This window comes from Devosia sp. Soil_C_22 (assembly GCF_057657195.1).
Map to the genome: position 1 here is coordinate 715735 of NZ_JBDGIY010000001.1, position 10937 is coordinate 726671.

The 10937-nt window shown below is 65.8% G+C and carries 11 protein-coding genes and 1 riboswitch; of the genes, 6 read left to right on the plus strand and 5 right to left on the minus strand.

The features are described 5' to 3' along the window. Positions 1–8: 8 nt before the first annotated feature. The 3 genes from AC3A6I_RS03380 (at position 9) to AC3A6I_RS03390 (ending at position 2356) form a co-directional block, all read left to right on the plus strand. Positions 9–782: an amino acid ABC transporter substrate-binding protein gene (locus tag AC3A6I_RS03380; protein WP_487541774.1), complete on the plus strand. Its 774-nt coding sequence runs from the start codon at positions 9–11 to the stop codon at positions 780–782. 135 nt (positions 783–917) lie between these two features. Further along, complete coding sequence (locus AC3A6I_RS03385) at positions 918–1598, plus strand: amino acid ABC transporter permease (protein WP_487541775.1); 681 nt, start codon at positions 918–920, stop codon at positions 1596–1598. Then, a complete protein-coding gene (locus AC3A6I_RS03390) occupies positions 1595–2356 on the plus strand; it encodes an amino acid ABC transporter ATP-binding protein (RefSeq protein ID WP_487541776.1) in 762 nt (253 codons plus the stop codon). Before AC3A6I_RS03385 ends, AC3A6I_RS03390 begins: the two co-directional genes overlap by 4 nt. 162 nt (positions 2357–2518) lie before the next feature. On the opposite strand, the gene AC3A6I_RS03395 is transcribed toward AC3A6I_RS03390, so the two are convergent. The 5 genes from AC3A6I_RS03395 to metZ form a co-directional block, all read right to left on the minus strand. Then, entirely contained in the window at positions 2519–2953 is a 435-nt protein-coding gene (locus AC3A6I_RS03395; protein WP_487541777.1) for a hypothetical protein, read from the minus strand. Continuing rightward, a complete protein-coding gene (locus tag AC3A6I_RS03400) occupies positions 2943–3617 on the minus strand; it encodes a dienelactone hydrolase family protein (protein WP_487541778.1) in 675 nt (224 codons plus the stop codon). Before AC3A6I_RS03400 ends, AC3A6I_RS03395 begins: the two co-directional genes overlap by 11 nt. Before the next feature lie 46 nt (positions 3618–3663). Then, on the minus strand, positions 3664–4704 hold the full coding sequence (locus tag AC3A6I_RS03405; protein ID WP_487541779.1) for an aldo/keto reductase: 1041 nt from the start codon (positions 4702–4704) through the stop codon (positions 3664–3666). Beyond that, positions 4689–5330: a ThuA domain-containing protein gene (locus tag AC3A6I_RS03410; protein WP_487541780.1), complete on the minus strand. Its 642-nt coding sequence runs from the start codon at positions 5328–5330 to the stop codon at positions 4689–4691. Before AC3A6I_RS03410 ends, AC3A6I_RS03405 begins: the two co-directional genes overlap by 16 nt. Before the next feature lie 240 nt (positions 5331–5570). Beyond that, positions 5571–6782, minus strand: coding sequence for an O-succinylhomoserine sulfhydrylase (metZ, locus tag AC3A6I_RS03415; protein ID WP_487541781.1), 1212 nt, complete (start codon positions 6780–6782; stop codon positions 5571–5573). 39 nt (positions 6783–6821) lie between these two features. Continuing rightward, positions 6822–6899, minus strand: a riboswitch (SAM riboswitch). Positions 6900–7003: 104 nt separating this feature from the next. On the opposite strand from metZ, the gene AC3A6I_RS03420 reads away from it, so the two are divergent. The 3 genes from AC3A6I_RS03420 (at position 7004) to AC3A6I_RS03430 (ending at position 10734) form a co-directional block, all read left to right on the plus strand. After that, positions 7004–8113: a 2'-deoxycytidine 5'-triphosphate deaminase gene (locus AC3A6I_RS03420; RefSeq protein WP_487541782.1), complete on the plus strand. Its 1110-nt coding sequence runs from the start codon at positions 7004–7006 to the stop codon at positions 8111–8113. After that, on the plus strand, positions 8110–9624 hold the full coding sequence (locus tag AC3A6I_RS03425; protein ID WP_487541783.1) for a glycosyltransferase family 39 protein: 1515 nt from the start codon (positions 8110–8112) through the stop codon (positions 9622–9624). The genes AC3A6I_RS03420 and AC3A6I_RS03425 overlap by 4 nt, the downstream gene beginning before the upstream one ends. 93 nt (positions 9625–9717) lie before the next feature. Next, positions 9718–10734: a GDP-mannose 4,6-dehydratase gene (locus AC3A6I_RS03430; protein WP_487541784.1), complete on the plus strand. Its 1017-nt coding sequence runs from the start codon at positions 9718–9720 to the stop codon at positions 10732–10734. Positions 10735–10937: the final 203 nt, after the last annotated feature.

Genomic DNA, 10937 nt, shown 5'->3' on the forward strand with positions numbered 1-10937 from the left:
GAACAACAATGAACATCATCAAATCCGTACTCGCGCTCGGCGTAGTCGCGGCTGGCCTTGCCACCCCGGCTTTCGCGCAGACGGCGCTCGACCAGATCAAGTCCGCCGGCGCACTGCGCGTCGGCACCGAGGGCACCTATGCCCCGTTCACCTACCATGACGAGACCGGCGCGCTGGTCGGCTTCGACGTCGAGATCGCCCAGGCGATCGCCAAGCAGATCGGCGTGGAAGCGCAGTTCGTCGAAGGCCCGTGGGATGGCCTGATCGCCGGCATCGATGCCAACCGCTACGATGTGGTGATCAACCAGGTCGGCATCACCGACGAGCGCAAGCAGAAATACGACTTCTCCGAGCCATACATCGCGTCCAAGGCCGCTCTGGTGGTCAAAGGTGACAACATCACCATCACCGGCTTTGCCGACCTCGCCGGCAAGAAGGCGGCGCAGTCGCTGACCAGCAATTTCGGCAAGCTGGCGCAGGAAAATGGCGCCGAGCTCGTCGGCACCGAGGGCTTCGACCAGTCGATCCAACTGGTGCTGCAGGGCCGCGCCGACGCCACCATCAATGACAGCCTGTCCTTCCTCGACTTCAAGAAGAAGCAGCCCGACGCCGACGTGAAGATCGTCGCGACGCAGGAGCAGGCCGACTACTCCGGCGTGCTGCTGGCCAAGAACAAGCCCGAGCTGCTGGCCGCGATCAACGCCGCGCTCGAGGCGATCAAGGCCGATGGCACCTATGAGGCCATCTCGCAGAAGTATTTTGGCGCCGACGTCTCGCAGTAGTCACTACGTCGGTTGCGCGATCACTCGCCGCCTTCGCGGGGATGACGGCGGAGTGGCGATTTCGTCTGGGCCTGAAGCGCTCTAGTATGGATCGGCCGCCCTGTGCGGCCGGTTCTTTTTGTTTGAGGACTCCCCATGCCGCCCTGGCTCACCCTCATGCTGGAGTCGCTGCCCGCGCTGCTCTGGGCCTGTATCCAGTTCACCGTGCCGCTGACGCTGCTGAGCTTTGCCTTCGGGCTGGCGGTCGGCTTCGGCGCGGCGCTGGCCCGGCTGTTCGCGCCCTGGCCGTTCGCCGCGGCGGTGCGCTTCTATGTCTGGATCATCCGCGGCACGCCGCTATTGGTGCAGCTGTTCCTGATCTTTTATGGCCTGCCCAGCGTCGGCATCGTGCTCGATGCGTTTCCGGCGGCGCTGATCGGTTTCACCCTCAATATCGGCGCTTACTCGTCCGAGATCATCCGCGCCGTGCTCGGCTCGGTGCCCAAGGGGCAGTGGGAGGCGTCCTATTCGATCGGCATGACCTGGGCGCAGGCGATGCGGCGGATCATCCTGCCGCAGGCGGGCCGCGTAGCGGTGCCGCCGCTTTCCAACACCTTCATCTCGCTGGTCAAGGACACTTCGCTAGCTGCCGCGATCACCGTGCCGGAGATGTTCCGCGCCGGCCAGCGCATCGTCGCGACCACCTATGAACCGCTGATCATCTATGTGCAGGTGGCGCTGATCTATCTCGTCGTCAGCTCGGTACTCTCGACCCTGCAGGCCCGGCTCGAAAAGCGCCTGTCGCGCTATGGCGGGTACATCGAGGCAGCGTCATGATCGCGCTCGAGGCCATTCACAAGCGCTTCGTCGAACTCGAAGTGCTGAGGGGCGTGTCGGTGACGGTGCCCGAGCGCAGCGTCACCGCCCTCATCGGCCCATCGGGCAGCGGCAAGAGCACGCTGCTGCGCTGCGTCAACCTGCTCGAGATTCCGCAATCGGGGCGGCTGTCGATCGGCGATGCGACGGTGGATTTCTCGCGCGGCGGCCATCCCGCGAAGGCCGACATCCTGACGATGCGGAGGAAGACCGGCATGGTGTTCCAGAACTTCCAGCTGTTCCCGCACCTGACGGTGGTGGAGAACGTGATGGAGAGCCTCGTCACCGTGCTGCGCTGGCCCAGGGCCAAGGCGCGTGCCCGCGCGATGGAACTGCTCGAAAAGGTCGGCATGCTGCTCAAGGCGGATGCCTGGCCGGCCAACCTGTCGGGCGGCCAGCAGCAGCGCGCCGCCATCGCCCGCGCGCTGGCGCCGTCGCCGCAAGTGCTGCTCTGCGACGAGCCGACCTCGGCGCTCGACCCGGAGCTCGCCATCGAAGTGGTGGAAGTGCTGGCGCAACTGGCGCGCGAGGGCACCACCATGCTGATGGCGACGCACGATTTGCGCCTCGCCTCGACCATCGCCAGCAATGTGGTGTTTCTCGACAAGGGCGAGGTGGTGGAAGCAGGGCCGGCACGCGAAGTGTTCGGCTCGCCCCAGCACGAGCGGACCAAGCGGTTCGTTGCGAGCCTTGCGGGCGAGATGGCGGGGCTGCCTTGAGGTGCCTTCACGATTGGACTGAGGTGCTTGCCCACCTACGAGTCATTCCCGCGCAGGCGGGAATCTAGCCAGGGCACCGTCCGTGCGGCTACTGGGTCCCCGCCTTCGCGGGGATGACGCCGGTGGTTGTCGAGGGACCGATGCCTCCGTCGACATGCCGCCTTAACGCAGCCCGGCTACAGCCTCAGCCAGCACAACGTGCACATCCTCGCGGCCGCCGTTGCTGGTGGCGATGCGGACGCGTTGCACACTGTGCTGGTTGTAGAGGCTGACCATGAAGTCCTCGACGCTGAGCCTGCCGTAGTCTGATAGCGGGACTTCGACCGCCTCGACGACGAGCTCGGCCCGCCCGGCGACGAGGTCGAAAACGAGGCCGAGGGCAGGGTGCGTCGCCGCCAGCTCCGCACGGAAGGCGAGGATGTCGCCTGCCGGCTCGTTGCGGGCGGTGAACAGGCGGTCGGCGAAGGCGTCGATCAGGTGGGCCGCGAGCATCGCCTTCTTGCGCGACAGCATGGCCGCGCGCGCCTCGGCGACGGCGACTCCGAGATACTCGAAGTGCCGCGCCAGTTCCGGATCAGCCCAAGGGCTAGCCGACATGCTTGTGGAAGAACTCCAGCGAGCGAGCCGAGGCCTTGGTGCACGAGGCTTCGTTGAATTTCTCCGGGCGGTCGCTGTTACAGAAGCCGTGGTCGCCATCGTAGGTGTAGATGTCGGCGCTCGGGTGTTTCGCCTTCAGCGCCTCGATCTGCTCGAGCGGAATGCCCTGGTCCTTGTCGGCGAAATGCATCTCGATCGGGATGCCCGGCTCGAGCTCGATATAGCTGGGCACGCCGCCGCCATAGTAGCCGGAGGCAGCGCTGAGCCCATCGAGCTTGCTCGCAGCGATCCAGCTGACGCGGCCGCCGAAACAATGGCCGGTGACGCCGACCTTGCCGCCCTCGGAGGCGGACTTGATCGCCGCCGCGACGTCGAGCATGGCGTTGTCCATCGAGAACGACTTCATCACCTCGCCGACGCGGGCGAAATGGTCGGGGCCGTAATTCTCGCTTTCGAAGCCGTAGTCGACGCGGTCGAACATGCCGGGCGCGATGGTGAGGAAGCCATGGCGGGCCCAGCGATCGGCGACGCTGCGGATCCAGTTGTTGAGGCCCCAGACTTCCTGGATGAGCACAACGCCGCCACGCACCTTGCCCTCGGGTCGGGCCCGGTAGCCCGTGAGCTCGAAGCCGTCGGCGGCCGTGAGTTTGAACCGTTCACCCATCTTGTTCTCCTTGGGGATATGCGTGGGAAGGGACCCGCTTAGCGCGTCAGCTCAGCGCTGGTGTGACAGGAGCGGGGGCGTGCTGGTGGATCAAGCCCTCGGCGCGCAAGTCGTTCCAGAGCACGTCGGGGATCGGTTTGCGATAGCCGGTCATGTTGTCGGCGAATTCGGCCGCGTTCGAAAAGCCCGGGATGATGGCGGTGATCGCCTCGTGCCCGAGCGGGAAGTTGAGCGCGGCGCGGATCAGGGTGGTGCCGTACTTGTCGGTCAGCGCCTTGATACGGCGGGTCTTGTCCAGCATCGCTTCATCGGCCGGCCGGTAGTCGAAGATGGCGCCGGGGATCGGGCCGGTGGCGAGGATGCCGGAATTGAGCGGCGCACCGCAGACGATGGCGACGCCCTCGCGCAGGACGCGCGGGAACAGTGTGTCGATCACCTGCTGGTCGAGCAGGGTGTAGCGATTGGCGAGGAGGAACACATCGAACCGGCCGTGATCCATCAGCTCGTCGATGATCTGCCATTCGTTGACGCCGGCGCCAATCGCCTTGACCACGCCGGATGAACGCAGCTCTTCGAGCGCGCGGATGCCGCCGCCCTCGGTGGCCTGCTTGAACGAGTTCTCGTGGTTCTGGCCCTGGCTGAAGCGGCCGAGATCGTGCAGGAACAGGATATCGATACGCTCGAGCCCCAGCCGCTGCAGAGAATTCTCGTAGCTGCGCATCACCCCGTCATAGGTGAAATCGAACACCGGGCGGAACGGCATGGCGCGCATGTCGTCGTAGCGCTTGAGCGCATACTCGCGGTCGGGGACGAGCAGGCGGCCGACCTTGGTCGAGAGCACATACTCGTCGCGCGGCTTGTCGCGCAGGAAATCGCCGATGCGGCGTTCGGAGAGACCGGCGCCGTAGAAGGGGGCGGTGTCGAAATAGCGGATGCCCTCGTCCCAGGCGGCCTGCAGCAGCTCCTGCGCGCCGGCATAGGAGCCGGCGCGCTTGACGTCGCCGAGCGGAGCGCCGCCGAAGCCGATTTTGGAGATGGAAAGGCCGGTCTTGCCGACCGGGCGCTTGTCGATCAGCGCGCCGCCCACAGCAGCCCCCGGTGCAGGATGGTCTCGATCGACGGGTTGTCGAGCTCGGCCGGCTTGTGACCGAGCGCGGTGTAGAACACCCGGCCCTTGCCATAGCTCGACTTGTAGACGACCGGCATGGCGACGCCCTTCTTCCAGGCCGCATGCTCACCCGAAAAGGTGGTGGTGGCGAGCACGCGCACGCTCGGATCGACATGCATGAAATACTGCTCCGAGGTGTGCTCGAAGCTTTCGATGCCGGCCATGATCGGATCGTCCTTCACCTTGGGATCGACCCGGTAGGTGATGATGTCGCCCGGGTGGGTGGCAAAGGTGCAGCCACCGAGGAAGCGCATGCGTGCATTGCCGGGGAAGGTAGTGGCGATGCCGTGGTGGAAGGCGGCGAGCCCGGTGCCGGCCTCGATGGCGGTGCAGAAGCGGATCGAATTCTCGCGATCGAGCTCGCCGCCGGTGATCTGCGGCACGATCAGGTCGTAGCTGCCCACGTCGGCGCTGCCCAGCGCGGTGTAGTCATCGGAAACGGTGACGGCAAAACCCTCGCCCTCGAGGATGTCGCGAACGATGTGCGCGCCCTTCTCGGGCTCGTGCAATTCGAGCCCGCCCCACACCACCAGTGCTTTCTTCATCAAGTCCTCCCCGCCGGTCTCCGGCTTGTATGGCAGTTCAGCAAAGCCGGGCAGGGAGGGCAAGAGGGCAGTTGGGAGGAGGGGGGCAGGCAAGCCGATAGAGACGGCCCCCTCCCGGCCTCCCCCACAAGGGGGGAGGTGAAGAGTCGAGGCTTTGGCTTCAATTGTGCCTGAAGCGCCAGCAGGGCACCTCCCCCTTGTGGGGGAGGATGGGAGGGGGCCGTCTGCTTCAGTCGTTCCCTAAATCTGATCGAGCCCGTAAGCCAGATCCTTGATCAGGTCGTCGGCATCCTCGAGCCCCACCGACAGCCGCAGCAGGCCCGGCATGATGCCGCTTTCGAGCCGCACCGCCTCGGTGAAGCGGGCGTGGGTGGTGGTGCCCGGGTGGGTGATCAGCGACTTGGCGTCGCCCAGGTTGTTCGAGATCAGGATCACCGCCAGCGAGTCCGACAGTGTGAAGGCCGCCTCGCGCCCGCCCTTCACCTCGAACGCCACCAGCGTCGAGCCGTTTGCCATCTGGCGCTTGGCCAGCTCGTATTGCGGGTGCGAGGGGTGGAACGGGTAGGAGATGCGCTCGACCTTGGGGTGCTCGGCGAGGAAGTTCGCCACCTTGGTGGCGCTTTCCGTCATGTGCTTGACGCGGATCGGCAGCGTCTCCACGCCCTTGAGCAGCACCCAGGCATTGAACGGCGACAGCGACGGGCCGGTCTGGCGCAGCAACGTGTGCACGTCACCCTCGATCAGCGCTTTCGAGCCGAGCACGATTCCGCCCAGCGCCCGGCCCTGGCCGTCGATGTGCTTGGTGGCCGAATAGGTGACGAGGTCGGCCCCCAGCTGCAGCGGCTTTTGCAGCATGGCGGTGGCGAAGACGTTGTCGACGATGAGCTTGGCGCCATGGGCATGCGCGATCTCGGCGACGGCGGCGATGTCGACCAGCTCAAGCGTCGGGTTGGTCGGCGACTCGATGAACACCACCTTGGTGTTGGGCTGCATCGCCCTGGCGAAATTCTCCGGATCGCGGCCATCGACCAGCGTCGAGGGCACGCCGAAGCGCGGCATCAGGTCCTCGACCACATAGCGGCAGCCGCCGAACAGGGCGCGCGCCGCAACGATGTGGTCGCCGGCGCGCACCTGGCTCATCACCGCGTTGGTGACCGCCGACATGCCGGTGGCGAAGGCGCGGGCGGCCTCGGCGCCCTCGAGCAGCGCCATCCGGTCCTGGAACATGTCCATGGTCGGGTTGGCGAAGCGCGAATAGTTATGCGCCGGCTTGTTCAGCTTGTTGAGGAACAGATCCTCGGCATATTGCGAGTCCGGGTAGGAATAGCCCGAGTTCATGAAGATGGCTTCGGACGTTTCCTTGAACTGGCTGCGCTGCGTGCCGCCATGCACCAGCATGGTGGCCGGCGACCGGTTCTTCTCGTCGCTGAGCGGGTTCCTGGACTTGGACATCTTGAGCCTCGAAAACAAAAAAGCCGGCACGCGACAGGCGGCCGGCTCAAAGGGTCCCTTTAGCGACTTGTTTCAGGTGGCTGCAATCAGACCGGCCAAATCACCACCATGCGTCATTGCGTCACCGCAAAACCGCATAGCGGGGATATACGGCGCTGGGCGTCTTGGCGTCAATGACCGGGGTTGCTAGGGAAGACCACAAGGCGGCGGGGTGAAACCGAGTGGATAGCGAACTTTGGGCCAATGGCGTGTTCCCCGCTCGATATATCGAGCGGCTGGCGGCGCGTGGCGGCATCACCTCCGATCGTGACTTCGACACCGACCAGGTGCAGCCGGCAAGCCTCGACCTGAGGCTCGGCCGTGTCGCCTATCGCATCCGCTCGAGCTTCCTGCCCGGGCCGGAGCATACGGTGGCCGACCGCATCGATCGGCTGAAGCTGCACGAACTCGACCTGACCAATGGCGCGGTGCTCGAGCGCGGCTGCGTTTATCTCGTGCCGCTGCAGGAGAGCCTGGCGCTACCGCCGGCGGTGGCGGCGAGCGCCAATCCCAAGAGCTCGACCGGCCGGCTCGATGTGTTCACCCGCGTCATCGGCGACCATGCGCGCGGCTTCGATATCCTGCCGGCGGGCTACCATGGCCCGCTCTATCTCGAGATCAGCCCGCGTACCTTCCCGGTCCGCGTCCGCACTGGCTCGCGCCTCAGCCAGATGCGTTTCCGCGTCGGCGACAGCCGGCTAAGCGTGCATGAGCACCGCTCGCTGCACAATGTCGAGACGCTGGTGTTCGATGCCAATGCAGAGGTGGGCGAGGGCGTGCTGCTGTCGATCGACCTCAAGGGCGACGACCGGGGCGGCCTCATCGGCTTCCGGTCGAAGCGCCATACCCCGGTCATCGACATGGACATCAAGGACAATCTCGACGTCCTCGATTACTGGGAGCCGCTGGTGAACCGCGGCAGCGATGAGTTCATCCTCGACCCCGACGAGTTCTACATCCTCGTCAGCCGCGAGAGCGTGCACGTGCCGCCCGCCTATGCCGCCGAGATGGTGCCGTTCGACCCGCTGGTCGGCGAGTTCCGCGTCCACTATGCAGGCTTCTTCGACCCCGGCTTCGGCCATTCCGCCGCCGGCGGTAGCGGCAGCCGTGCCGTCCTCGAAGTGCGCAGCCGCGAGGTTCCGTTCCTGCTGGGCCACGGCCAGACTATCGGCCGGCTGGTCTACGAGCGGCTGTCCGAAGCACCCGACCGGCTATACGGCACGGGGCTCGGCTCGAACTACCAGGCCCAGACACTGAAGCTGAGCAAGCACTTCAAGCCGTTCTCGCTATGACCGATGCAGCGGCCGGAACGGAGTTGCCGCGAGAGCGGGGCGTCGCCATTGCCCTGATCGCGCTGAGCCTGTGGTTCGTGCTGCAGGCTGTGCTTCGCGTGTTCGCGGCCCCGTCGCTGGGCATCGACGAGGCGCAGCTGATGATGCATTCGCGCACGCTCGAGCTCGGTTACGGGCCCCAGCCGCCCCTGTATGCCTGGCTACAGCACGGCATCTTTTCGGTGTTCGGCATCTCGCTGTTGGCGCTGGCGCTGACCAAGCAGCTGATGTTGCTGGCGACCTTGCTGCTGATGTTCCTTTCCGCCCGCATGGTGCTGGGTCGATCCGGATGGGCGCTGGTCGCGGCGCTGCTGCTGTTCACCATTCCGCAGATCGGCTGGGAAGCGCAACGCACGCTCTCACACTCGGTGCTGGTGCTGCTGCTGGCGAGCCTGGCGCTCTACCTGATGTTGCGCGTGCTACGTAACGGCCGGCCGCTCGACTACCTGCTGTTCGGTCTCTGCGTCGGGCTGGGGCTGCTGTCCAAGTACAATTTCGCCCTGTTTGTTGTGGCGTTGCTCGGCGCGGCCCTGCCGATGGAGGAACTGCGCCGGCGTGTGCTGTCGCCGTGGACACTGATCGCGCCGCTGATTGCTCTGCTGGTGGCGCTGCCACATTTCTGGTGGGCCGGGACACACCTCGACCAGATGCTGAGCTCGGCCGACAAGTTCGAGATCGATGGCTCGCCCAGCGTGCTGAACCGCATCTTTGCTCCTGTGCTGGCGGTGCTGGAGGCCACGGTCGGCTTTGCCGCCATCACCGCCGTGCTGGTGGCCGCCGTGGCGTATTTTCCGGGCGGTGCGCGGGCGCCGGCTTCGCCGGCGGAGAGCGATTGGCCACAGGGTCGCCGCTATGTCCTCAATCTCGTCCTCGCCGCCCTTATCGCTGTCGTCGTCCTGACGCTGGGTTCGGGGGCAACCGAGGTGCGTGACCGCTGGCTGCTGCCGGTGCTTTTCTTCTTGCCTCTCGCACTGTTGGTGCTGTTCGAACGGCGGCTGACGCGGCGGCGGCTGACGATCCTGGCGGGAGTATCGATCCTCTGCGCCGCCCTGTGCAGTATCGGGCTGTTCGTCACGACCCGCTTTCCCGATCTCACCGGCAAGGAGATCGACGGCACCCAGCCCTTCCGCCTGTTCGCCGCGACCATTGCCCGCGACGTCGGGACACCGGACATCGTCCTCGCCAATGACGGCTTCATCGCCGGCAACTTCCGCCTGCACTTCCCGCACGCGCTTGGGCCGTCGAGCGGCGGTGCGCCGGCAACCGATGGCCAGGCCCGGTCCGTGGTTGCGGTCTGGCGCGGGAACGATCCGATGCCGGACAGCCTGCGCGAGCGGCTCGCGAGCCTATGCGGCGCTGCGGCTACGACGGGAGAGCCGGTACACCTGCGTGAGTTGCTCGAAGGCTCGCAACGGCAGGACTACGAGCTCTCCTACGTCGCGATCCCCGATTGTGTGTCGCCGCCCGCGTGACGGCTCGCCATTGCGCGAAGGCCGGCGGCGCCTTATCGAGCTTCTCGAGTCCCCTAGCAGCGGGACATCGTCCCACCAGCGGAGCGATCGGATTTGAGCGAGACGATCTTCATCACCGGTATCCTGGGCCAGGACGGCGCGTACCTGGCCGAGCACGCGCTCAAGGCCGGGCATCGGGTGATCGGAGGGGTGCGCAAGGACTCGGCGCGAAACCTCTGGCGCCTGGCCGAACTGCAGATCGACCGGGATGTCGAACTGGTCGACCTCGATCTGCTCGATCACGCCTATCTCAGGGGGATGATCGAGAGCATCAACCCCAGCCGGGTTTTCAACCTGGCGGCCCAGAGCTTTGTGGTGAACTCGTTCGAGGAGCCCTTGGGCATAGTGGACGCCGCCGGCATGGGCGTGCTGCGCCTGCTCGAGGCGATCCGGCAGGTCGACCGCACCATCCGGTTCTTCCAGGCCTCGACGTCGGAGATGTTTGGCCACGCCTGCGAAACGCCCCAACGCGAATCGACGCCATTCTTTCCGCGTTCCCCCTACGGCGTGGCCAAGGTTTTCGCCCATCAGATGGCGAGGAATTATCGCGAGGCCTACGCCTTGCACGTATCCTCCGGCATCCTGTTCAACCACGAAAGCCCCCTGCGGGGTGAGGAATTCGTGACGCGCAAGGTGACGGCCGCGATGGCCAAGGTCGCCGCCGGCAGGGACGACGTGCTGATGCTCGGCAACCTGGACGCCAAGCGCGACTGGGGCCATGCGCGCGACTATGTGCAGGCGATGTGGGCCATGACCGATCGCGAGCATGGCGATGAATTCGTACTGGCCACCGGCCGCACCACGCTCATCCGCGAGTTCGTCCGCCTCGCAGCCGGGGCAGCCGGCGTCGATCTCGACTTCGAGGGCTTCGGCGTCGATGAGGTTGCCCGCGACCGTAAGTCCGGCAAGGTCATCGTTCGGGTGAACAAGGCGTTCTACCGGCCTGCGGAAGGCGAAGTGCTGATCGGCGATCCAACCAAGGCCCGCAACGAACTGGGCTGGTCGGCCAGCACCTCGCTGGAGCATCTGGTCGAGGAGATGGTCGAAGCGGACCGGCGGCGGCAGGGCTGATCCGTCCCACCTTTGCCGATGTTCGGCGACGGAAGGATACTGTCGCTTATTCCTTGTGGGCGAAGCGAGGGTGGCCGCTGCGCGCGAGCAGCAAATCTCGTTCGGCGTCTTTCAGGTCCGCGGCGGCCATCTCGCTGACAAGCTCGGCAAACGTGGTGACCGGGGACCAGCCCAGTTTCGCCTTGGCCTTGCTGGCATCGCCC

Coding starts and splice junctions, on each gene's coding strand:
- AC3A6I_RS03400 (WP_487541778.1), bottom strand. CDS start 3,617: ATGGGTGAACGGTTCAAACTCACGGCCGCCGACGGCTTCGAGCTCACG.
- metZ (WP_487541781.1), bottom strand. CDS start 6,782: ATGTCCAAGTCCAGGAACCCGCTCAGCGACGAGAAGAACCGGTCGCCG.
- AC3A6I_RS03410 (WP_487541780.1), bottom strand. CDS start 5,330: ATGAAGAAAGCACTGGTGGTGTGGGGCGGGCTCGAATTGCACGAGCCC.
- AC3A6I_RS03380 (WP_487541774.1), top strand. CDS start 9: ATGAACATCATCAAATCCGTACTCGCGCTCGGCGTAGTCGCGGCTGGC.
- AC3A6I_RS03385 (WP_487541775.1), top strand. CDS start 918: ATGCCGCCCTGGCTCACCCTCATGCTGGAGTCGCTGCCCGCGCTGCTC.
- AC3A6I_RS03390 (WP_487541776.1), top strand. CDS start 1,595: ATGATCGCGCTCGAGGCCATTCACAAGCGCTTCGTCGAACTCGAAGTG.
- AC3A6I_RS03395 (WP_487541777.1), bottom strand. CDS start 2,953: ATGTCGGCTAGCCCTTGGGCTGATCCGGAACTGGCGCGGCACTTCGAG.
- AC3A6I_RS03425 (WP_487541783.1), top strand. CDS start 8,110: ATGACCGATGCAGCGGCCGGAACGGAGTTGCCGCGAGAGCGGGGCGTC.